The sequence below is a fragment of the Devosia sp. A369 genome, from assembly GCF_054489345.1.
Window position 1 is genome coordinate 67,140 of sequence record NZ_JBTMWV010000003.1, and the last position, 22,402, is coordinate 89,541.

A 22,402-nucleotide genomic window follows, 5' to 3' on the forward strand; every position below is an offset into this window, starting at 1 on the left:
CTTTGTAGGCCCCGGTTTTAGCTAATCTGTCGTGCCGCAGCCTGCAGCGCCTCGAAGGCGCGATAACGCTGCCGATGCAACGCGGCGCCATGTGAGTCGGCGGGCGTGAACAGCGTGGCGGGACCGGACATAGCCTGCATGGCCTCGCTCACGCTGCCATGGCGCTTTGCTGCAACCGTGGCCAGCATCGCCGAGCCCAGCAGCACCGGTTCGGGTGTTGCTGGAACGGCGACCGCCACGCCCGTCGCATCGGCCAGGACCTGGCAGACTAGTGCGCTGCGCGCGGCGCCGCCGCTTACCATGATCGTTGATATTGCTATGCCATTCGTTGCGAACCGATCGAGCAGCTGCCGGAGGCCGTAGCCGACCCCCGAAAGCCCCGCAACATAGAGGGCAACGAGGCTCGCCACATTCCGCTCCAGGCCTAGGCCGGCGATCACCGCCCGGGCATCTGGATCGGCAAAGGGCGAACGATTGCCCAGGAATTCCGGCACCACATGGATATTACCAGCAAGTTCAACAGCGCGCGCGAGGGATGGTGCCATCCGTGAAGCTTCCCGGTCGAGCCATTCCACCGGCGAGATATCCTCTGTCGCAGCAAGAGCGGCCACCTCGGGCGCCGCAGGATGCAGGGTCACGAGATGGTCAATAGCCGCACCCGCTGCCGACTGGCCACCCTCGTTCAGCCACAGGCCGGGCACCATCGCCGAGAAATAGGGTCCCCAGACGCCAGGCACGAAAACGGGCTGGGGGGCCGATGCCATGGAGCAGGCCGAAGTGCCAAAGATATAAGCCAGGCGGGCGCCGACATCCGCCGGCGCACCCTCGACATTTGCGCCCAGCGTACCAACTCCGCCGGCATGGGCATCGATCAGGGACGCCGCGACCGGGGTTCCCTCGGCAAGGCCCAGATCAATGGCCGCCTGGGCGGTGAGCCCGTAGCCTAAAGCCGCCCCCGGCTCCACCATTTCAGTGCCAATGCGGGTGAACCCCTCTTCGACCAGTTCGCCCAGGCCAATGGCTTCGAAATAAAGCGGGTCCCAGCGGCGCTCGTGGGCGAGATAGGTCCACTTGCAGGTCACAGTGCAGATCGAGCGCGCCGACGAGCCGGACGCGCGCCAGCTCAGATAGTCCGCGAGATCGAAGAAATGATCGGTGGCAGCAAAGGCGGCCGGCAGGTTTCGCTTAAGCCACAGCAGCTTCGGCGTTTCCATCTCCGGCGAGATGCGCCCGCCGACATAGCGCAGCACCTCGTGCCCCCCCGCGTTGATCTCCTCGGCCTCGCCGGCCGCGCGGTGGTCCATCCAGACCATGACGTTGCGTGCTGGATCGCCCGAAAGGCTCACCGATACGGGCGCGCCATCAGCCTTGACGGCAACGAGCGAGCACGTGGCATCAAAGCCGATCCCCGCGATATCGTCGGACGTCAATTGCGAAAGCTGCAGTGCCTCGCGCACGCTCTCGGCCACGGCTTGCCAAATCTGGTCACTCGACTGTTCGACAACATCTCCCGCTTCGTGCCAGATGGAGATCGGGCGCTTGGCGGAAGCCAGTAGCTGTCCCGCGAAGTCAAAGACACCAGCCCGCGCGCTGCCGGTGCCGACATCGACACCGATGACGCTGCCCCGGGCAGATGGTTGGCCGACCTGGCTCATAGATCCAGGCTGACTGGCAGGATGGTGAGATCGCGGATGACAATGTTGCGCGGCCGCGTCAGCATGAACAGCACTGCTTCGGCGACCTCCTTGGGCTGCATCAGGCTACCGTTCGCCAGCGCCTCGTCCATCTTTGCCTGCGGCCAATCGTCGAGCAGGGCCGTCACCACGGGACCGGGCAGAACAGCACCGACGCGGATGCCATGCTTGGAGACCTGCCGCCGGACGGTGTGGACAAAGGCCTGCACCGCATGCTTGGAGGCGGTGTAGATCGGCTCCCAGACCACCGGAATGACACCTGCCACCGAACTGGTGACGATAATGTCGCCGGTGCGCCTTTCCACCATATGCGGTAGCACCGCGTGGATGGTCCGGAATACGGCATTGATGTTGAGGTTCAGCATCCTGTCCCAGGCGTCAGGGTCACCATCGATGACCTCGCCGCCGACATACGAACCGGCATTGGCATGGAAGATGTCGAGGCCGCCGGCCTTCTCTAGGATTTGCGGCATCATGGTCGCGACGCTTGCCGGATCCAGCAGGTCGATCACCACCGGAATGGCGCGCGAGCCCAGTGCGGTGCAGAGCTGGTTCAGCTTGTCTCCGGCCCGGTCAACGAGAACGACTGTTGCTCCGGCATTCAGCATGGCCCGGGCGCATTCAAGGCCAATGCCTGACGCCGCCCCGGTAACCGCGGCGACCTTGCCGCCCAGTTTATCACTCATCTTCAGCTCTACTCCGATTGTTGGTTTTAGGCGCGCCCATGGGACGCGCGCGACTGCCGCGCCAGCGAATCGACGATAACCGCCAGTGCCAATACCGCCCCGGTGATCATGTACCGTAACGAGGAGCTGAGATTGAGCAGGGTCAGGCCGTTGGCGATGGCCTGGATGACAATGATGCCGAGTAGGGCCGAATAGGCGCTGCCGCGGCCCCCGAACAGGCTGGTGCCGCCGATGACCGCCGCGGCAATGGCATTGAGGTTGACGTCGCCGGTGCCGGCCTGCTGGCTGGACGAGGCGAGGCGAGACGCCGCAAGTACCCCGCCCAGCGCCGCAAAGGTCGAGCACAAGATGAAAGCACTGGTGTAGATCCGACGCACATTGATACCGGCGCGACGGGCTGCTTCCTTGTTGCCACCGACCGCGCGCATCGAGCGCCCCCACTTGGTTCGGGTGAAGGCATAGTCCATCACCACCACCAGGGCGACGAAGAGGCCGAACATCCACGGCACGCCACGCCCCAGATTGAGATAATAAACGGCGGCTTCAATGACGACAGTCAGCGCGATCGCCTTGAAAACGACGCCGCTCACCCCCCCGGTGCTGAGGTTCGCGGCGCGGCGGCGCCGGATTGCAGCGAACCCGATGCCGATGGTGAACAGGCCGGGAAGCAGCCCCAACACATAGGATAGCCATGCCGGCATCATCAAAATCTGACCGAACATCACCAGGGAGGATTTGAACGGCAGGTTGATCGAACCGGCATTGCCCAGGATGTAGAGTTGCAGGCCAAGCAATGCGAGCAGTCCTGCCAGTGTCGCGACGAAGCTGGGCATCCCCAAATGGTTGTAGAGCAGCGCATAGAGCCAGCCCATCAACACGCCCGCGAGCAGTGCAACGCCGATCGCCACTTCCACCGGCCAACCCTGACTGACCCACAGCGCCCCAAACAACGCCGAGGCCAGGCCGCTCATCGAGCCCACAGAGAGATCGATCTCGCCCAGCATCAGAACGCAAACAACGCCGAGTGAAATGATGCCAACCGTGGCGCAGTCAAACAGCAGGTTCACCAAGTTATTGGGCGCGAGGAATACCGGATTGAGGGCCGTGAACACGACCGAAATGACCACAAGCCCAACGGCTACCGGAAGCATGCCCAAATCGCCGGAACGCACGCGCGCGAAGAAGCTGCGAATGGCGCCGCCGATGCCCTTGTCGTGTCGTACCCGCGTGTCGCCGCGATCGAGCGCCGGTGGCGGGGTATTCACCTGATCCTGGCTCATAGCGGTGCCTCCTGTGCCATGGTAGGTACTGCGCGCTTGTTTCGCATGCGCCGTGAGACTGAGTTTTCGGTAGCGCCGGTGATGGCAGCAACCAGTTCCTGATTGGAGGCGTCGGGTGTGAACACGCCACTGTTGCGCCCGAGCCGAAGCACCACGATGCGATCGGCCACGGCCAGCACGTCTTCCATATTATGGCTAATCATGATCACACCCAGCCCGCGGTCACGCACCCGCTCGATCAGGTTCAGCACCTCTGCGGTCTGGGCAACACCGAGCGCTGCGGTGGGCTCGTCGAGCATGATCAACTTGGGCTCAAGCAGGAGCGAACGGGCAATGGCCACGGTCTGACGCTGGCCGCCCGAGAGCGAGGCAACCGGCTCGCGCACCGATGGGATGCGGGCCGAAAGTTCATTGAGCAGCGTCCAGGCGCGTACCTCCATGGCCACCTCATCGAGGCGCCACGGGTCTTTCTCGCGGCCGAGGAAAATATTGGCGACGACATCGAGGTTCTCGCACAGCGCCAGATCCTGGAACACAGTGGCGATGCCGAGGTCGAGGGCCGATGCGGGGTCGCTCAGCGCGACCTCGCGCCCACCGAACTGGATCGTGCCGGCACTCTGCTGGTGCACGCCGGCCAGTATCTTGACCAGCGTCGACTTGCCGGCGCCGTTGTCGCCGACCAGCGCCACGACCTCGCCAGCATGGACGTCCAATTCGATGTCTGTCAGCGCCGAGACGGCGCCAAAATTCTTCGATATCCCGCGCAGACTGAGCACGGGGGCACCCCGGGCTGGGGCGGTGTCTGATATCTGGGACATGCTGGTCGACCTTTCAGGTGCTTTACCCATAGCCGCCCGGCCATGAAGACCGGGCGGGCACGTTGCGGCAGGCCTTACTGAATGATGCCGAGTTCGCGGCAACCATCCACATACTCGCCGGTGCAGACATCGTCGGCGCTGGCGATCTTTGAGTCAAAGATCTCCGCCTTAATGTTCTCGCGCGTCACCACAACCGGGACGAAAAGTTCGGAAGGCGTCTCGTAGAGGGTGGTTTTGGCCTCGGGGGTCTCTCCGTTGAGCAGCTTGAACGCCACATTGGCCGCAGCCGCAGCAACGATCTCTGACGGCTTGGAAATGGTGTTGTATTGATCGCCCGAGATGATCAGCTGCAACGCCGCAGTGACCGCGTCGTTGCCCGTGACCGGTGGCACTGGGTCCACACCTGCCGCCTTGAAGGCCGCGATGGCGCCGCCGGCGGTCCCGTCGTTGGCCGCCGCTACGCCCACGATCTGGTCGCCGAAGCGCGTGACCTGACCCGCGGCCCACTGCTGGGCTTCGGAGGGCTGCCAGTCCGGCGTGTCGAATTCCGCCAGAGTGACGTATCCGGACGCATCAAGCGCCGAGTCGATGCCATCCCGGATGAGGCCGGCAGCCGCGTCGGTGGGCGAGCCATTGATCTGGATCACGCCCGAGCCCTCGGGAACACCTTTGGCCTTGAGGTGGTCAACGAGCGACTGTGCGATCGCACGGCCGATACCCTCATTGTCGAACGAGACATAGTAGTCAGCCGGCATGTCCGGGATCGGCCGATCATAGGCGATGACCTTCACACCTTGGGCATGCGCTTGCTGAACCAGCGAGGCAGCAGCCGAGGAGTCGACCGGGTCAAGCACGATCACGGTGGCACCCTGCGTCATGGCCGAGTTGAACTGCTGCTGCTGCAGCGCGACATCGGCCGTGGCATTCTGATAGATCAGCGTGCAACTCGCGCACAGCTTCTCCATTTCGGCCTTGAAGCCCGGCCAGTCATGCTCCTCATAACGGGTCGAGCCCTGGTCAGGCATGAGGAATGCCACCGTGGCACCCTCTGCCTGCGCGAATGCAGGCGTTGCCATCAGGGTGCCGACAAGAGCGGTCGCCAGGGCGGTTCCGATCAAACTTCTAGTCATGTAGTCCTCCCATTGTGATTAAGTCTGCCTCTATGCTCCTGCCGGTTGCTCCGGCGGGATTTTTGCGTGGAGTGGCCGGGGTGCGGCTCGCCACGTTTTTTGCCTGCGTGCTCAACGCCCCCCTGCAAGTGGGCCGATTTCAGCCAGCGGCCTGGCGGCCGCGGCCCGGTTGCTCGCGTCTGGGGGAAATGCTGTTGATTCCCGCACGATGAGTTCCACCGGTAATCGCCGATGGACGACATCGCCGTCGGCGCCCTTGATCCTCTCATGTAATTGGGTCCACGCCAGACGACCGATTTCTCCGACCGGCTGACGGATGGCGGTAACCGAAGGTCGCGCCACGGGCATCCACGGATAGTCATCGAAGCCCACCAGCGAAACCTCCTCGGGAACCGAGCGTCCGGCCCGGTTCAACGCAGCAAGAACTTGCAGCGTTGTGGTGTTCATCAATGCAATTATGGCCGTGGCATCGGCCAGGGGCCCTTCGACCTCGGCGGGCAGCGTCTCAAGTCCGCTGCCAAACCCGGTTTGGACGATAGCGGGCTCGGCGCCGAGTTCCGCCAGCACCTGGGCGATGCCCTGGATGCGCTCCCTCAAATTGCGGACTTCGAGTGAGGGTGCGCAGACCGTGATCCGGCTGTGGCCAAGTTCGACCAGGTGGCGCGCGGCGGCCTCGCCGGCGGCCACATTGTCGATTTCGACAAAATCGCAAGGCGCCCCATCCGGCGAGCGGTCGGCAAAGACCAACGCCACCCGGGCATCCTCGATCTGTTTGCGGATGGCGAATTCTCCCGAACAAGGGATCACGATAAAACCGGCCGGTTTCCATTGCAGGAGAGCGCCAATCCGGGCCGCCTCGATCTCCGGCTGATTGTCCGAACTGGCCACGATTAGTTCGTAACCATCCTTTTGGCACTGCGCCTCGACCGCCGCCAGGATGGTGGGAAAGAACGGGTTTTCAAGAGAAGGCACAACCGCGCAGACGATCCGCGATCGTCCGGTGCGCAGGTATGAGGCAACCGGGTTCACTCTGTAGTTAAGCTCATCGACCGCCTTCATCACCCGTTCACGAGATGCCGACCGGACGGGTTTATCGCCAGCGAGGACGTTCGAGACCGTGGCGGCGGACACGTCCGCACGCTTGGCGACATCCTTGATGGTGATAGCGCGTTTGATTTCTCAATCTCCCAGTAGGTCCCGTTGATCCGGAAACGCAAAACGATTTACGTAAATCGTTTCACCGATCAAATTGACTGTCAAGTACCACGGCGGGCCGACGTACTTTGATGTGAGCCTCACGGATGCCAGCCCATAACCTGACATCCATCACTCAAGATATGTCGCGTGAAATCGGTAAGAGCCCGGTCTTTAAAAGGCACTCGGTTTGGCGATAGCCACAACCTCGTACGGCAGGTCATTCGCAGTCTCCGCACCTATATGTCTCAACTGCAACGGACTTCGCTGGCTGCTCTTGGCTGGACGAACAATGGCGTTCAGTTGTCGCAACGGGACCGAACTGTGGCGTCAATTGAAGGGGAAGGGCTTCCGAACCTCTTCATGCATTGTGGGAGAACGGACAACTCGCCGACGCTTGCAGCGACGGGTTCAGATCGGTAGCTACACGAGGCTCCGCCCGCCAGAACCATTGCGCGGCTGATGACCACGGAGCGTGATGACTTAGGCGAGTGACTCGAAATGCAGGAAACGGTTCCGCTTGAGGGAACAATACCCTGAAGCGGCGTTCTCCTCGCGATTGCCGAGCAGGAAATATCCAGCGTCACTACCCGCGGCCGATACCACATGCCCACAAAAAGCCCAGTTGATCCCACAAGGTCCCAGTGGATACCAGTAAGTACCAGTGAAATACCAGCAGAGTACCAGTACTTTAGGGCCACCACACCTCACGCACTGAGAGTGCCGACAGGCTCAATCAGGGTCAAAACAGCTGCGCGGCGCCTACAAACGATGCCGTTTGGCCGAATTCTTGCGCAGGTAGGCACCCTTATGCCGTCCGCGCAGAAGATGGCGCCGCATCAAACGGCCGCGGTCGACGCCGAAGCTGCTCGCTTGGAGCCCTCACCAATTCGCCGATTTAGTCGGATGTCACCAGGACAAATCCACATCTTTCCATCATGCTTCAAATTGTTTCAATTTGCTCCATACTGCTCGGATATGTTGCATTTTGTTCTCTTCACACCTGTGCATCACACAAAGTGGTGAAGAGCCTAATTAGCCAAACGATACGGTTTATTCATTGGGGAGCGACAGGAACCACGCTACTAATTCGGAGGAGTTGGCCACACCGACAGAGCGTGAGAGACGAAGGCGATGCGACTCGACGGTTCGCCGTGAAAGTCCGATCTCCCTCGCGATGGCGTCGCTGCTCTTGCCCTGCGCGACCAGGCTCAGTATTTGGTGCTGGCGCCTAGTGAGAGCCAAGGGTGCCTCAGAGATCGGCCTCTTCATGGGTGAAAAGCAATAGACCGCTGCGGCGAAGGGATCCGAAGTGTTCTTCGAGCGCCCGTTGACATGGCACCAGAATCGTACTCCACCATTCGCGACCATAATCCGTTCGTCGTAATAGACCGCTCCGCCTTCCATGTGATGGCGCCAAGTCTGGCCCACCAGGACGAAATCCGCAATCGCAGGATAGAGGTGGACGAAGCTGGTATCGATCAGTTCTTCGCGCCGATAGCCAAACAGATCTGCAAATTCGGTATTGCAGTTGCGAATGATCCGGTGCGCTGCGAACACCATAGGTACCGGGATGTCTTCTAGCGTTAGGCTGAAGCGTGAGGACATTGGACAACGTTCGATTGGTACCGCTCTGCGGCAGCAAGTGCCTGTGATTGCAGCGTAGGGCGTCCGCTAAGAGCGCGGCAGACCGCATTGGGTTTTGTCATAAGTCTGTACCGGCCCTGTGGTCGCCTTCCTGGAGTTCATGATTGCTGCGGACGCCGGACAACATTACGCAGATATCCAATTTTCTCGATCTCCAGTTCGACCTGGTCGCCATCCTGCAAGAAGCGCCCAAACTCAAGACCACACCCTCCTGCCAAGGTTCCGGACCCGATAATCTCGCCCGCATGAATAGTCTCGCTCTGCGACATGTAGGCAATCACCTCCTCGAACGAGAACAACATGCCCGCTGTCGAGGTGGCCGCCCGGATTTCGCCGTTCACCTTAACAGTTCCAGCTAAACTAGAAGGATCCCCAATTTCGTCGGGGGTAACGATCCAGGGGCCGATTACATTCGAGCCGTTAAAGCTCTTGCCCTTCGCAGGGCCTAACCCGCCGAGCGTCTCAAGCGCCTGTTGATCCCGCGCCGAGAAATCGTTGAAAATCGTGTAGCCGAAGACGTGGTCCGAGACATCCTCCTCACGAATATTGACGCCCGTCCTTCCCATGACAAGGGCCAGTTCCAGCTCGTAATCCATCAGCCGCGAATATGAGGGCCAGATGATCTCGCTCTCGGGGCCTGCGAGATTAAGATGATTGGTGAAGTAGAACACCGGTATCTGACGATATATATCGGCAAGCTCGGGCAACGGAAGACTCTCAAGATCGAGCCCGTCGGCACGGAAATCGGCGGCTCGGAGCGCCATGATCGTCCGCATCGAGCGCCGAACGTGCATCTCGTGCAACATGCCGTCCCGCATCTGACGCGGCCGGGGTAGCGGCGGCAGCAGACGAATATTGTCTGCTTCGTGGTTGAAGGTTTGCTCCTGTGCATAGCGTTCGAACAGGCGACGGGCGTGATCGAGTCCGATCTTTCCACTGTCTATCAGGGCAAGCATGTCGACAAAATGGCCGGCATTCTCCCCCGCAGCTTGGGCGCCGGACGCGAGATCGAACAGCTTTTTATCGCGATCATGGACAATTGCGATACGGGCCTCTCCCTGAGAGGTCAGAAAACTTGCCAGTTTCACTCTGCGGCCTTTCCGTTCGTGTCGAGGTGGCGGGTAAACCAGGTAAGCGCGGCCTCGCTCGCCGACTTGAATTCCTCTAGATAGGGTGAGAAATGCCCACCCCGGATCAGGGTAAGCTCCTTCGGCGCGAGCGCGCGCTCATAGGCGGCCAGAGCCAGATCCGTCGGGGTCATTCGATCGCGCTCGGCCACGATCATCAGCAGCGGCGTAGGAGAAACCGCAGCGACGAATAAGCCTGGCTCGTACATCCTGGCCGCGCGGACCGAACGCACGGTCATGCTGTTCTCCCATTCAGCACCATCGAGCGGCTGCATATAGAACGCTTGGGCATCTTCGCTACGGTAAGCCGCCGGCATTTGCGACGAGCTATCCACCACAGCCATCCGGGCCAGCGTGCCGGTACGAAAATAGCTTCGATCAGCCTCGATCATGTTATTTTCATAGGCTTCCAGCTGATCGGGAGCGACCCTGCGCAAGCCTTGCTGGATGCCGCTGATCGTCGGCACCTGCGAAACCACCGCCTTAATCCGCCGGTCCGTGGCACCGAGCACCAGCGCATGCCCTCCCGCATAGCTGGTGCCCCAGAGGCCGATCCGCTCCGGATCAACCTCGGGCCGCGCTTCCAGCCAAGAAATGACCATGCGCCAGTCGTCTATCTGACGCCAAGGGTCGATATCACCGCGCTCCGTACCGCCGCTGCTGCCGAAATTGCGATGATCATGCACGACAACGACAAATCCCGCCTGCGCAAAGGCGCGCGCAAAGCCCTGAAGCTGGTGCTCCTTGAGCCCGGCGAAGCCGACCGCCATGGTAATAGCGGGAAACGGCCCGGCACCCTCCTCGGGTAAAAAGAGCCATGCACCAAGTTCGACCCCGTCGCCTGCAGATATCCGCAGTTCAAGATGCTGTGTCATTGTGTGACGCCCTTTCTTATGTCTCCCAAACCCTCGTCGGCGCGTGGCTGCGGACCGACCACCTCTTCAGCGATCGCCGATACCTCGGCCTTCTGGTGCTTTCCGTTCTGGTTGCGCGGTACAGGTTCGGCCCTAATCAACCAAAAATCAGGGATCTTGTAATCGGCGATCCTTGCTCGCAAGTAGGCGCCCAACCCCTCGGATGTGATCTGGCTATCCTCGCTCTGGATGAGAACGAAGGTCTTCTCGCCCAACACCGGGTCGGGAACGCCAATTACTGAACAATCTATGACGGATTCATGCGCCATCAGGGCATTCTCGACTTCGGCACTGAACACCTTGAAACCGCCTCGGTTGATCATGTCCTTGAGCCGGTCGTGGATATAGACCAGCCCATTGGAATCCACCGTCGCGATATCGCCGCTCTTCCAATATCCGTTTTCGAAGGCCGCCCGAGTCGCCTCCGGGTCGTTCCAATAGCCCGGACTGACATTCGGGCCAGCGATCCAGAGTTCACCCGGCACGGCAGAGCCCGCCGGTTCACCATTCTCGTCCACCACGCGGAGATCGCAGCAATGCAAGGAGAACCCGACGCTGTCAGGCGCGAGTCGCGTCAGGCTGCTATCCATCATCGTACAAACGGCAGAAGTCTCGGTCGCCCCATAAGCATTCACCATGCGTAATTGCGGCAACTTTTGCGAAAAGCGCTCGATGACCGCAGGTGGCATGATCGCACCGCCATAGACCCCGTAGATCCAGGCCGAGAGATCGTAGCTCTCGAATTCCTCTTTCATCAGCATGAGCTGATACATGGTTGGCACCATCACCGAGAATTCAATACGCTCGGCCTGCAGCGTCTCGAGCACGCGCGCGGTCTTGAACTCCGGCAGCAACACAAGCGTGCCAGCGGCGGCGAAGGTGGTCGAGATGACCGGGCCGATCCCGGCCACATGCGTGCCCGGCACAGCCAGAAGACTGCGTAGCGGGGCCGTGATCGACAGCGCATAGATATAGTGCAAGCTGGTGTGGATCAGATTGACATTCGTCAAACACGCGCCTTTGGGCTTGCCCGTGGTGCCCGACGTATAAATGATCATCACCGTGTCCTCCTGGGCAAGCGGAGGGAACACGGCCAGCTCACCGCTCGACACCGCGTCGAAGCCGAGCTGATCCGAGCCCGCCTCTGCGGTGAGTATCATTCTGTCGCTCATCGCGGCCGGGAAGCGCTCAGCCCAATTGGGCGCGGTAATGCAGAACCTGGGCTCGCAATTGCCGACAATATAACCCACATCGTCAGGGCCGAGCCGCGTGCCCATCGGGACGAAAATGCCACCTGCCCGAATGGTAGCCAGCATTGCGATAATATATTCTGGTCGATTGTCGAGCATGACCGCGACCCGGTCTCCCACCGCCAAACCGTGCCGGATCAGACCGCTGGCAAAGCTTGTAACCAGGCGGTCCAACTCCACATAACTCAGGCGCGTCGTGCCGCAGACCAGGGCCTCGGCCGCCGGATTGCGCCTTACCGCATCGCGGAACATCGCGTCATAGGTTAGCGGACGCTTGCGGAAGCGCCAGCCGGTCGTGCCATCAGTTCCTGCCTCGGAAACCAGTTCATTGACACCATTCGCCAATTGCCATTTCCGCTCATAGGAGCTGAGAGCCCCCGTCCGCAGCGCGGCAGTGGTACCGAACAAGCCGATCTCGTTCGTCATATTCATCTGATCAATCTTTCAGTTGCGCTGGCCGGCGGCAGGCCCGACGGTACATTGAACCGGCCCGCCATCGACTAGGCACCTTGCCATTATAGGAAACGTCAGGCCGACATAAGCGTGCGGTATTCCTCGCCGCTCATCAACTCGCGGCCAAGACCCAGAGCTATGTCGCGCATCTGCGCGAAAGCGGCCGCATTGCGCGAGATCTTCTCGTCGCTATGTGGCCATTTCCACACCGTGTCCTCCATTCCGACGCGAATATGCAGGCCCAGAAGCAATCCGAGCGTGGCGACATGGGAGCTGGCGCGTCCGCCCGCACAGACGACGATGCGCGCTTCTGGATCCACCTCGCGGATAAGCCGGACCTGTCGCATGAGGCCATCGACCATGCTATTTGGTGTATACATCGGCGTGCAACCGGGCAGCCCACTGACCACGAGCCAGGTCTGCCCTTGCCCCAGCAAACCGCTATCGATCAGCAGGCGTCGCGCATTGTCGATATCGCCATCGGTATAGACTGCAAGCTGCGGTTTCAGTCCGGCATCGAGGATTAGCCGTGTCTTCTCGATAATCACATGGGGCGGCTTCACGAACAGATTGTCGCCCAAGATAATGGCTGTGGTGTTTACCGGAACCGCATCGAGAAGTCCGGTCGAGAGCATCGCGCGCAGATCTGCGCTTTCCTCGTCATTCACCGAGACCAAGCAGGCATCCACCGCGATTCCATTATGCTGTTTGCGGAGATGGCGGATGACTTCGCCGAAGGCCACGGGGTCAAGTACGTTGTAGCCCTGCTCGTCTCGCGCATGCAGGTGAATGATCTGCGCCCCTTCAGCTATACATTCCTCGGCAGATTGAATGATCTCTTCCGGCGTAATGGGTTGGGCAGGGTTCTCGTTGCGGGTGAAGAATGCGCCATTGATAGCCGCCGAAATCGCCACATTTTCATGAGCCTGCCATTTCGGCATCTGCTCGGCGCCCGAAATATTGCTGGTGTCGACGCTCATTACTGCGGGCATTCCATAGGTCCGCCAATACGTATTGAGGTTCTCGCGGTCGACATATTTTTTCACGCGATCCCAATGGATCTTCGAATCATTCACACTCATGATTTCTCCAATTCTTGCTGCTCGCGATGAGCCGATTGACAAACGAATTCTATTACGGGAAATCTCCAAGTAGAGACCCCGCATTTCCCTGAATTTTCCTTGCACCCCGAATGGTGAAGGTGGCAATCATTTCAAACTGAAACATTGACTGCTCCAGTTACTAGACTGTTGCGCATCCTATGCTGGCCGGGTGATCAGGAATCTGGATTGCGGCAGAACCTCGAAATATTCTGCTGGGCCCCCTCCCCGCATAACGGTCTTGGATGCTCCGGTTTGATAGATGCCGTCCAGCAACATGTCCTGCCGGATATGAACGCCGATCACCTCACCTAAGACGAGCCAGGTCTCGAGCGGCTTGCTCGCTATGTCTGCGAGTTGCACGATCTGGGCGACTCTGCATTCGAAGCTCACCGGACTTTCGGCCACTCGGGGCGGTCGGATGAGCCGTGAGGGCGCCTTGGTCACGCCCGAATGCTCGAACTCGTCCACGGCGCGGGGAAAAGTGGCTGAGCTTGCGCTCACCGCTTCTGCGAGCGGTCTCACCGCCAGGTTCCAGCAGAATTCCCCAGTCTGCAACACATTTTCGAGCGTGTGCTTCATACCGATGCTGGAGAAGCCGATGATCGGGGGCACATAATTGAATACGTTGAAGAAGCTATAGGGTGCCAGATTGGCGCCACCCGCCTCGTCCACAGTCGAGATCCAGCCAATTGGGCGTGGGCCAACAATGGCGTTAAGCGGATCATAGCGTAGACCATGGCCATCTACCGGCTGATAGAAATGCCAATCATGCTCGGGTTCAGACACGATTTTCCTCCCCAAATGCCGGCTCAGTTTCGGCAACGGGATAAGTACCGTCGATCCGATCAGCCAACGGGGTATAAATATGACATCGCACAAGATGGCCGGGACGCCCCTCGTTCAACTCGGGCGCGATGCGGCTGCAAAGCTCGGTGGCGTACAGGCAGCGCGGAGCAAAGCGACAGGCCTTCGGAATGTTCAGAGGTGAAGGCACCTCGCCTTTGAGCTCGACGCGCTGACGAGCGCCGTCGAAATCCATGCGCGGGATCGCTGCAACCAGTTGCTGCGTATAGGGATGCAGCGGCGTTGTCAGCACCGTGCCCGCAGGCGCCTGTTCGACAATCACGCCGAGATACATCACGGCGACCTCATCACAGATATAGCCCACGGTCGCGATGTCATGCGAGATGTACAGGATCGATAGGCCGAGCCTTTGAGAAAGCTCCTCAAGCAGTTCCAGCACGCTGGCCTGGATCGAGACGTCGAGCATCGAGACCGGTTCGTCAGCGACGATGAAATTCGGCTCGAGCACCAATGCGCGCGCGATGGCAATCCGCTGTCGCTGACCTCCGGACAGGTCACTGGGATAGCGATCCATATAATCTTCAGCGGGCATATGGACGAGTTCGAGAGCTTTTCGAACCTGCGTAGCCCGCTCAGCCGCATCGCCCCTGCCATGGATCAACAGCGGCTCCTCAACGATTTTTCCCACGGTTAGGCGTGGATTGATCGAGCTGTAAGGGTCCTGAAAGATGATCTGACTGCGGGCGCGATAGGCTTTGAGCACACGCCCCTTTGCATGAGTCACATTCTCGCCGTCGAAGAGTATCTCGCCCGAACTCGGCTCGTGCATACGCACGAGGGTCATTCCCAGGGTAGATTTTCCGCAACCACTTTCGCCAACAAGGCCGACGATCCTGCGCCTGTCGATCTTCAAATCGACGCCGTCGAGCGCACGCACGATCGGCAGCTCTTTTCCTGCCAGCGCCTCGAACACCCCGCCACCAAGCCTGAAATGGGTCTTCAATGCCTGAGCCGCGATGAGCGGCTCGGTCTCATCATGAGGGGTCATGCGTGTCTCTCCATGTTCTTCCAAGTGGAGGCTTGGGCCGCGCGCTGGCGGAACTCGACCGCCAATTGCGGATAATGACAGGCCGCGACATGTGCCTCGCTGCCCTGAAGCTGTGGTGCCTCGTTGCGGCAGAGTTCGGTGGCAAACGGACAACGGGAGGCGAAGCGGCACCCCTTAGGCGGAGCGAGCAGATTTGGCACGCGCCCCGCGATCCAGATCAGCGGCCGCTTCTCTTCCCCGTCCTTGGGCAACATCGGAAAGGCGTTGCGCAGGCCCATTGTGTATGGATGCAGCGGCGCAGTCAGCACGTCGCGCACCGGGCCACGCTCGACAATGGTTCCGGCATACATCACCGCCACATCGTTGCAGGTTTCAGCCACAACCGCGATGTCATGCGTAACGAGAACCATCGAGCGATGCAGGCGCTTCTGCAGCGCCTTGATCCGTCCCATGATCTGGTCCTGCATGATCGGATCCAACGCCGTGGTGGGCTCATCGGCCAGCAGGAGCCCTGCATTGAGGCTCATCGCCATGGCGATGACCGCGCGCTGTCGCATGCCACCCGAAAACTGGTGCGGAAATTCGTGCAATCTTGCGGCAGGCAAGCCGACAAGCGCGAACATCTCCTCGGCGCGTTTCCACGCAACACCCCGCGTCACCGGCATGTGAGTGCGGATCGATTCTACGATCTGATCTCCAATGGTGTAAACTGGATCGAGAGAGTTCATTGCGCTTTGAGTGACGAGGGCAATGCTCGACCACCGGAGCCGATTAAGAGATGCCTTATCGAGTGCCAACAGATCGATGTCGTCGAGCAGAACACGACCGCCGACTTCTGTGCCCTCGGGCAGAAGACGCATCAACGCCTTGACGACCGTGCTCTTGCCGCATCCGCTCTCACCAACAAGACCGAGCGTCCGCGCCGGATCGACCGAGAAAGATATCTTGTCGAGAGCATAGAACGGACCGCGTGCCGTACGGTAGGCCACGCTGAGGTTTTCGACATTCAGTCGTACGGCGTGCTTGCTCTCGAGACTGGCGTTCAGATCAGATACCTTACTCATCCTCACAACCTCCTCAGCCGGGGATTGGTCTGCTCCTCATAGGCCCGTCCGATGAGGTAAAGCGCTGAAACCAGGAAAATGAGTGCGATGGAAGGTGGAACAACCCACCACCAGGCTGTCCGCAGGTTGCCGCTGGTGAAGGCCGTGTTCAGCATCTGGCCCCAGCTAACCACGGTTGGATCCCCGAGACCGATAAAGGCGAGACTGGCTTCGGTTAGAATGGCGAAGGCGACCGACATGGTGATCCATAGAACGATGATACGGAAGATGTTGGGCAGGATGTGCCAGAAGATGACGTGCAGATCCGAAGCGCCGGCGGCCTGTGCCCACTTGACATAAACCCTTTCGCGCTCGGTCAGCACCGCCGAGCGGATAATCCTCGCCCCATTGCGCCAAAACAGCAGCGTGATCACGAGGATGATGTTGTCGACGCTTGGCCCGAGCATGGCCACGGCAACAATGGCGAAAGGCAGGGTAGGTATAGAGAGAACCACATCGGTGATGCGCATGAGCACATCGTCGATCCACCCACCAAAATAGCCGGCGACGACACCAACGATCGTCGAGATCACGCTAACGGCAAGCGCAGCAACAAGACCGATGCGCAGCGCAATTCCACAGCCATGCAGCATCTGCGACAGCACATCCATCCCGTATCCGGTGGTGCCGAACCAATGGTCGGCAGATGGAGGCTCAAGGCGCCGGAGCCTCCCCGCTTCCGATAGCGAGACCTCAAAGGGCCCGTAAGGTGCCAGCCAGGGGCCGAAGATTGCAAGCAGTACAAAGATCGCGAAGATAACCAGTCCAACCGCCGCGAAGCGGTCGCGCCAAAGCAGCACGAGCGAAGTGCGGAGCGCGGAGAAGGTCGGCCTGCGCTGCGTGGCAATATGCGCACCAGATTTCTGCATGGTGACGTCTCTCATTTGTAAACTACCCGCGGATCCAGCTTGCCATAGGTCAGGTCAGCCAGCAGGTTTGCGAGGACGATCATGACGGCCATGAGGAAGAAGGCTGCTTGCGCCACGGGATAATCCTGCCGCATCACCGACATGACCAGTTCCCGTCCTACGCCCGGCCAGGCAAAGACGATCTCGATGACAACAATGCCGGCGACCGTTTCGGCCAATGCGGGAAACAACCAGGTGATCAGCGGTAACATGGAGTTGCGCGCGGCATGCCAGGCAACCCTCCGGTCGGGAACCCCCTTGGCGCGAACCAGCTCGATGTAGTCCTCGGTACGATTCTCGACAACGCCGCTGCGCATCAGCAGCAGATTCTCGGGAATGAAGAAGATGGTCACCGCGACTAGTGGCAGAACCAGATGGTGCAGAAAATCGAGGGTCAGATAACGTTGCGCACCCACAGCGTCAGCCGGGTCTCCCATGCCGAAGCCTGGGAACCAACCCAGCCCGCTGGAAAACACTGCCAATAGCAGGATGCCAATCACGAATCCCGGCATGCCGCGGATGACCGTCGCCACCAGCATTCCGGCTTGTTCAATTCGGCCGCCCCGGCGGGACCAGCCGATTAGCACGCCGAGCCCACCACCGATCACCGCCCCCAGCAGAAGACCTGGAATCGCGATCCAGAGCGTATTGACGATAGCTGGCCAGAGCACATCCCAGACCGGGCGGCGATAGAAGAAGGAGGTGCCGAAATCGCCGCTCATGATGCTAAGCATGTAACGAACATATTGTTCAAACAACGATCCCGACAGACCCCAGCGTTCGAGGAGGGCCTGACGGGCCTCCTCGCTCATTCCTGCTTCGACGAACATCGTCGTGGGGTCCGCCGGCATAACTCGGAACATGAAGAACATGATCGTCGTGACCGCGAACACCACAAGGGCGGACTGGAGAAGACGACGGAAGATATAACCGCGCATCTGTGTTTCCTGTTATGAGGTGTGTCTGCTGACCCCGATGGGACGATTAGTTCGGATAGTGCAGACGCCCCTGGTCGTCCCATCCGTAGCCAGCCTTGCGCAGCGTCTCGCGAGCGGCCTCGATATCGAACAGAACCGGTTCGAGATCGTCATTGTACCAGCGCTCGAGTTGGCGCGGCACGTTGGTCTCGCCGGCTATGGCGGCAAAACCCAGCCAGGCTTCGATAGCGACGCGCTGTTTGTTGGTGGCCTGGCGAAGCGCCTCACGGAAGGCCAGGTCGGTGAATGGTGCCTTCTCGTTGTTGACCCAGGTCAGCAGGGCAGCATGCGATGGAGTCTCCATGAAGCTCAGATGACTTTCCTGATTGGCCAGGTCACTCATCGAGGCCACTGGCAGCACCGTTGTCGCGATATCGCCGGTGCCCGCGATCATCGCCTCGCGGATCGAGTCTGCCTGGCCCAGGGTAAGCCTGCGGATGCCATCATATTCGGGCGCATGGAAATGCTCCGGGTTGGCGTCGAGCTCGTGTAGCTCGTTCATCCGCCAGGTGCGGAACTTGAAAGGCCCGCTGCCGATCACCACACCATCGCCTATCACGTCCCGATCAATCCAATCGCCCTCGTAGTCGCTCCAGAGATGCTCGGGCAGAATGAAGAGATAGGTCAGAATCGTAGCAGCAAAGGAAGCATCTGCCGTCTTCAGCTGGATGTCGAAGGTCAGGTCATCGATCTGCTCAGCGCCCGAGATGTTCACGATCCGTGAAGACATCGCATAGGGCTGGATTTCGACGATACGGTTTATGGTGAAGACGGCATCATGTGCAGTTACCTGCTCGCCGTCATGGAACGTCATTCCCTCACGCAGGGTGATGCGCACGGTAGTGTCGTCAATGCTCTCCCAATTCGTCGCGGCCCAGGGAACGGTCTCGCCGTCAGCATCGTTTTTGGCGAATGTGTCGAAGATGAAGCGCAGCCAGCCGGGCGCGCTTTCCTCTGCCAGCGGGTTGTAGGTACTCACGTCCTCAAAATATGCCCAATCGACCACCCGGTCCTCAGTGAGCGGGCGCATGGAGAGCCACGGGTCGATCAATCCCTCATGTGCGGCGATCGGTGCTGGGTTGGTAACGTTTTCCCATTTGTCGCTGTTCCATACGATGCCATCGATCGTATTGGTAACCTGCCACCAGGGCGCGGCCTCATAGAAGCGCTCCTGCAGGTCGTGGACCAGTTCAAGTCGCTTGGTATCGTCGAGCACGGCACGCTGTTCGGCTGCCAACGTGGAATATTCCTCGTCGCACCACTTGGCGCCGTTGCGGCGCTGGCCGCAGGCGTTCAGGTCGAATACCCAATAGGCGGGATCGACCCGATCTGGGTCGGCCCCTACGGCAAAGACGCCAATATCCTCCAGACCACCGCCCGCGATATAGGTCGAGACAAAGGTGCTGAACTGCACCGGCTGAAGCTGGAACTGCAGCCCAAGCTTGGCCCATTCTTCCGTTAGTATCCGCGCCGACTGCTCATAGACCGGCCCCATATCGGCAGCGTAATAGACAACCTTCAAGGGAGGAACTATTTCTCCCAAACCATCCTGGGCGAATGCCGCCGCTGCTGATAAAATGGAAGTCGTCGCGATTATCGCGCAGGACGTGCGCAAAGTATAACCTATCTTCATTTATCCCTCCCTTGTGCGTTCATCGACGCAAACAATTTATCGCGGGGGAGCCTCATCAGATCTTTTTAGATCTTTTCCGAGGCATTTCCCGAAGAAGCCGCTGACGTGAAGCATAGGCAGATCCAGGAGAGGGAGTAGCAGTAAAAACACGGCACAAAGGGAATGAGAAGGAGAGCTGAAAAAAGCGATTGAGAATCGGATTTAGGGTTCGATGCAGAGGCGGCATTCGCATGATAGAAAGCCGGTTCCCACCTTTTCGCACCTTGCTCTAGCTTCACTGGCCTCCATGTCCCGCCGTCTCTGCGCCCATTCGGCAGCTTCGCCGGGGTCATCCTCCAGAACGGCCCTGATCGTGTGGTACAACTCCCCAGCGAGAGCAGTGATCTGCCTCAGCGTCCGCCGGACCGGCCCCTGCTCGAAGGTGAGCCAGACACGATCAAATTCATCCTGGGCCTCTTTTGCCAATCGCTTCGTCTCGGCGGGGGCTCTTGGTCCGCAGCGAGACCTTGAGGTCAGCGCCAAGGGTCATTGATGATGGCAGTCCGTCAATCGTAACTGTGACCGCCTTGCCCTTCGCAACCGTCAAAAAATCGCGCAGGAACGCGCTGGCGATACCAGTAAATGCCGGTTGTCGGATGCTTGTATGGAGAAGGCATGGAAAGGACCATGTGGACTACCCCTGTGTATGAACAGCGGCAAACGAAAGTCCAGCAAATCCAGATTGTTCAGGTCCATCAAGGAGATGGATTGGTGCGCCCGAAGAGATTCGAACACGCCGCAAAACAAAGCTTCTGATCAGCTCCGGTTCTCGTTGCGAGCCAAGCCTGCGAGAAAAGTCCACCCAATCGCCTGAATGATTTCGTTGAGGCGATGGATATCGACGGGCCGCGGCTCTTTCTTGGTGCCGTAGCCCTTGGTGGCGCCGGTTTCGGCATGACCGAGCAGCTGCTTCTTTTCATCCTCGGTAGCGCCGACGCTCGCCGTCGCATCCTTAAAACTATGCCGAAACGAATACAGGGTCTTCTGCGGATCACCGATCTTGAGCTCGTTGCGGGCAAAGTCCGCCCAGAAAGAAGAAACCTGCTGGGACACCGCGTCAATGTCGCGATGTTTGTCCTCCACCGGCCGCCACAGGGTGGTCCAGCCCTTGGCGCTGGCCGTGTCTACAAGTTCGGTGAGGCCGAGACCGCTGAGCTCGTTACGGATCGGCAGCCAGCGCCGGCGCGCCACGGTTTTGGTATGGCGTCCACCGCTGGTGGTCACGACAAAACACAGAATATCGGTGCCGGGATAGCAACGGACGGTGTCCGGCCCCAATTGCAGGATTTCACTGGAAATCATGCCATGCAGACAGGAGATCAGGGGCAGCCAGAATGGCAGCCCGTCCAGGGCGGTGGCCGTCGCTAGGATCTGGCGCTCCGTGAACAGCGGATGGCCGAAGATCGTTTGCAGATCCTGGCTGGAATAGGGCTCGCGGGCATCTTCACCATCCGGCACCGTCAGGCGAATGTCGCCGCGGATGGCATCATCAATCCAGCCCTTGTTGGCAGCCGTCTTCACCAGCGTGGTGATGTAGCCGGTGCGCTTGTTGACCGAGGCGGTGGCGTAGCGGCCACTGTCATACATCTGGTCGCGAAAGGCGATGATATGCCGGCGCTGCACCAGGCCGACATCGCTAACCCCAGCCTGGGTCTGGAACAGGCCGATGGTCTTATCCATGTCGTCCAATTGCTTGTTGGTCGCCGGCTTGTTGGTTCGGATGCGTTCGGCAGCATAAGCGGCCCGGCAATCGACCAGGGACTTGCCGGCCACCGCCTGCCGGGCGTTGGCCGAGCCCATAATCCGAGCCACCTGCGCGTCGGTGTTGCTGGCAATCTCGGCCCGCCACGGGCCAGCCACCGTATCGGGATGGGCATGCTGCACATTCTGACCGAGGCGAAAGCGCAGCGCCACATCCAGAAACATGATTTCTGCGGCCAGGGCGGCGGCCATGAAACGGGCAAAATACGGGTTGGCCTGCGACACTGGCGCCCCGAGCCGGCGCACGATCGACTGCACGAAGGCGCCGCGCTCGGTGGCATACTCGCCGACGGTCATCTCCTTGAGCCGGTTGTCGTGCTGGATCAGGGCCGGCGCATCAGGATAGGCCAGACTGAGATCGACCGGCCGCCCGGGCTTGCCCGCGACCGCATGGCCCTTGCGGCCCATGATCAGCCCTTTGAGGTCATCTTCGATCAGCGTCGCCGTGAACCAGACGGCCAGTTGTTCCCAATCCGGCCAGGTCCAGCTGTCGACATGAATGATCCCAATGGCAAAGCTCTTGTCGCGGCGCAGGGCGGCGAACTGGGCGTCGAGTTCGGTGGTGATCCGCGCCGCCGCGGCATATGCTTCCGACGCACTGGCAGTGGCCAGGGTACGTTGAATGCGCTGGATGGGATAAGCGTGCGCCAGATCACCGGGGATCCGGCGGACATATTGCAGCACCGTGCCGCGGCGCACGACGTAGGGCGGGAGTTTCATTGCGTCATCCATGTTATGCACTATGGTGGACAGATGCGCCTGTTACAAGCGCAGCTGCGGCACGCAAAACATTGATGATGACGATGAATAGGCCGGGCAAAAGAATGAAGAAA

The 22,402-nt window shown here is 60.0% G+C and carries 18 protein-coding genes; all 18 read right to left on the reverse strand.

What is annotated here, in order from left to right:
• Positions 1–17: 17 nt before the first annotated feature.
• Complete coding sequence (locus ACX3OZ_RS05530; protein ID WP_459103985.1) at positions 18–1,655, reverse strand: FGGY-family carbohydrate kinase; 1,638 nt, start codon at positions 1,653–1,655, stop codon at positions 18–20.
• Positions 1,652–2,380 (reverse strand): SDR family oxidoreductase, encoded by a 729-nt coding sequence (locus ACX3OZ_RS05535; RefSeq protein ID WP_459103986.1) that lies wholly within the window; start codon positions 2,378–2,380, stop codon positions 1,652–1,654. The genes ACX3OZ_RS05530 and ACX3OZ_RS05535 overlap by 4 nt, the downstream gene beginning before the upstream one ends.
• A 26-nt stretch (positions 2,381–2,406) precedes the next feature.
• The gene (locus ACX3OZ_RS05540) at positions 2,407–3,660 is read right to left on the reverse strand and encodes a sugar ABC transporter permease (RefSeq protein WP_459103987.1); all 1,254 of its coding nucleotides are present in this window, start codon (positions 3,658–3,660) and stop codon (positions 2,407–2,409) included.
• Positions 3,657–4,478 (reverse strand): ATP-binding cassette domain-containing protein, encoded by an 822-nt coding sequence (locus ACX3OZ_RS05545; protein WP_459103988.1) that lies wholly within the window; start codon positions 4,476–4,478, stop codon positions 3,657–3,659. Before ACX3OZ_RS05545 ends, ACX3OZ_RS05540 begins: the two co-directional genes overlap by 4 nt.
• Before the next feature lie 74 nt (positions 4,479–4,552).
• Positions 4,553–5,608, reverse strand: a complete 1,056-nt coding sequence (locus ACX3OZ_RS05550; protein WP_459103989.1) for an ABC transporter substrate-binding protein — start codon at positions 5,606–5,608, stop codon at positions 4,553–4,555.
• A 111-nt stretch (positions 5,609–5,719) separates the two neighbouring features.
• On the reverse strand, positions 5,720–6,784 hold the full coding sequence (locus ACX3OZ_RS05555; protein WP_459104099.1) for a LacI family DNA-binding transcriptional regulator: 1,065 nt from the start codon (positions 6,782–6,784) through the stop codon (positions 5,720–5,722).
• Between the two features lie 1,071 nt (positions 6,785–7,855).
• Complete coding sequence (locus ACX3OZ_RS05560) at positions 7,856–8,410, reverse strand: LuxR C-terminal-related transcriptional regulator (RefSeq protein ID WP_459103990.1); 555 nt, start codon at positions 8,408–8,410, stop codon at positions 7,856–7,858.
• 137 nt (positions 8,411–8,547) lie between these two features.
• Complete coding sequence (locus tag ACX3OZ_RS05565) at positions 8,548–9,537, reverse strand: fumarylacetoacetate hydrolase family protein (RefSeq protein ID WP_459103991.1); 990 nt, start codon at positions 9,535–9,537, stop codon at positions 8,548–8,550.
• Entirely contained in the window at positions 9,534–10,451 is a 918-nt protein-coding gene (locus ACX3OZ_RS05570; RefSeq protein WP_459103992.1) for an alpha/beta hydrolase, read from the reverse strand. The genes ACX3OZ_RS05565 and ACX3OZ_RS05570 overlap by 4 nt, the downstream gene beginning before the upstream one ends.
• Positions 10,448–12,172 (reverse strand): class I adenylate-forming enzyme family protein, encoded by a 1,725-nt coding sequence (locus tag ACX3OZ_RS05575; protein ID WP_459103993.1) that lies wholly within the window; start codon positions 12,170–12,172, stop codon positions 10,448–10,450. The genes ACX3OZ_RS05570 and ACX3OZ_RS05575 overlap by 4 nt, the downstream gene beginning before the upstream one ends.
• Positions 12,173–12,267: 95 nt before the next feature.
• A complete protein-coding gene (locus tag ACX3OZ_RS05580; protein WP_459103994.1) occupies positions 12,268–13,275 on the reverse strand; it encodes a beta-keto acid cleavage family enzyme in 1,008 nt (335 codons plus the stop codon).
• Positions 13,276–13,452: 177 nt separating this feature from the next.
• Positions 13,453–14,082 carry a flavin reductase family protein gene (locus ACX3OZ_RS05585; protein ID WP_459103995.1) on the reverse strand — a complete coding sequence of 210 codons (630 nt, stop codon included), beginning with the start codon at positions 14,080–14,082 and terminating at the stop codon, positions 13,453–13,455.
• Positions 14,075–15,148: an ABC transporter ATP-binding protein gene (locus ACX3OZ_RS05590; protein ID WP_459103996.1), complete on the reverse strand. Its 1,074-nt coding sequence runs from the start codon at positions 15,146–15,148 to the stop codon at positions 14,075–14,077. Before ACX3OZ_RS05590 ends, ACX3OZ_RS05585 begins: the two co-directional genes overlap by 8 nt.
• Positions 15,145–16,212 (reverse strand): ABC transporter ATP-binding protein, encoded by a 1,068-nt coding sequence (locus ACX3OZ_RS05595; protein ID WP_459103997.1) that lies wholly within the window; start codon positions 16,210–16,212, stop codon positions 15,145–15,147. The genes ACX3OZ_RS05590 and ACX3OZ_RS05595 overlap by 4 nt, the downstream gene beginning before the upstream one ends.
• 2 nt (positions 16,213–16,214) lie before the next feature.
• Complete coding sequence (locus ACX3OZ_RS05600) at positions 16,215–17,120, reverse strand: ABC transporter permease (protein WP_459103998.1); 906 nt, start codon at positions 17,118–17,120, stop codon at positions 16,215–16,217.
• Between the two features lie 11 nt (positions 17,121–17,131).
• Positions 17,132–18,097, reverse strand: a complete 966-nt coding sequence (locus ACX3OZ_RS05605) for an ABC transporter permease (protein ID WP_459103999.1) — start codon at positions 18,095–18,097, stop codon at positions 17,132–17,134.
• A gap of 46 nt (positions 18,098–18,143) precedes the next feature.
• Entirely contained in the window at positions 18,144–19,769 is a 1,626-nt protein-coding gene (locus ACX3OZ_RS05610; RefSeq protein ID WP_459104000.1) for an ABC transporter substrate-binding protein, read from the reverse strand.
• 795 nt (positions 19,770–20,564) lie between these two features.
• Positions 20,565–22,289 (reverse strand): DUF6538 domain-containing protein, encoded by a 1,725-nt coding sequence (locus ACX3OZ_RS05615; RefSeq protein WP_459104001.1) that lies wholly within the window; start codon positions 22,287–22,289, stop codon positions 20,565–20,567.
• Positions 22,290–22,402 lie beyond the last annotated feature (113 nt).